Annotated in this window: 1 protein-coding gene; it reads right to left on the reverse strand. The window is 66.8% G+C overall.

Annotated elements, in window-relative coordinates:
• Positions 1-28: 28 nt before the first annotated feature.
• Positions 29-1,155: IS66 family transposase (gene tnpC / locus PLC66_RS22785; protein WP_324544455.1), on the reverse strand; the 1,127-nt coding region annotated here is incomplete at its 5' end.

The raw sequence follows: 1,155 nt of genomic DNA on the forward strand, positions 1-1,155 counted from the left end.
GTAAGCGGTAACCGAGCGGCGTTCTTGCCTACTTCGAGCGCGGGTGGAGATCGGATCGAAGCGGATTGGCCGCGAAGTGTTGCTTCCACAGCCTTGGAGTGAGTTGCGCGACATCGGCGGCAGGGTGCTGGCCGACGCGCTGGAGCACATCGACCAGATAGGCATAGGGGTCGATGTCGTGCAGGCGACAGGTGGCGATCAGGCTCTGCGCGATCCCCACGTATTTCGCGCCGACCTCGGTCCAGCAGAAGAGCCAGTTGCGGCGGCCCATCGGCACTACGCGTAGCGCCCGCTCGAGGTGGTTGGTGTCGATCGGCACCTCGGGGTCGGCGAGGTAGACCTCGAGGGCGGCCCGGCGCTCACGCACGTAGGCCAGGGCAGTGGTCAGCGGTGAGCTCGGCAGCAGACCGTGGGATTCGAATTGGGCGTCGACCCAGTCGAAGAACCGGTCGACCATCGGCTTGGCCTGGGCGAGCCGGTATGCGCGGCGTGCCTCGCCGATGAGTTGTGCCTCACGGATGTGCTGCTCTACCGCGTAGAGCTGGCCGATCATCTCCAATGCCTGCGTCGCCCGTTCGGGCTCGATCGACTGGGCCTCGAAGAATTTTCTTCTCGAGTGCGCCCAGCATTGCGCGCGCGTGAGCCCGCATTTTTGTGCGTAACGTTCGTAGGCCGCGTAGCCGTCGGTGAGCAGCACCGCCCCCTCGGGCGGTGGGTCGGTCCCCAGGGTCTGCGCAATGTGTTTGCCACTACGCCCCTCGTGATAGGCGAAGCAGATTTCGTCGCGCTCGCCATACACCGGCCAGAAGTAGCCGCCCTTCATCTTCCCCGGGCCGGCGCGCCCGGCCTTGATCGGGGTCTCGTCCATCGCCTTGATGCGACTTGCGCGGATCGAGTCGAGCTGGGCCGTAAAGACCGGCTCGAGCAGCGCGAGCGCCGCGTGGGTGAGCTGCGTGAGCCACGGGCGCGAGACCCGGATGCCGTTGTCCCCGAGCCGCTGATGCTGGCGGTACAGCGGCTGGTGGTAGCAGAACTTGTCGGTGATGAGCCCGGCGATGAAGCTCACGTCGGCGCGGCTACCGTCGATCACCCCGGCGGGGGCCGCCGGGCAGTGGATCGTCTGCGTGTCGCGGCGCTTGATGACCGGGCGCACGT

It is taken from the genome of Thauera sp., assembly GCF_035444905.1.
In the GTDB taxonomy this organism is placed as follows: domain Bacteria; phylum Pseudomonadota; class Gammaproteobacteria; order Burkholderiales; family Rhodocyclaceae; genus Thauera.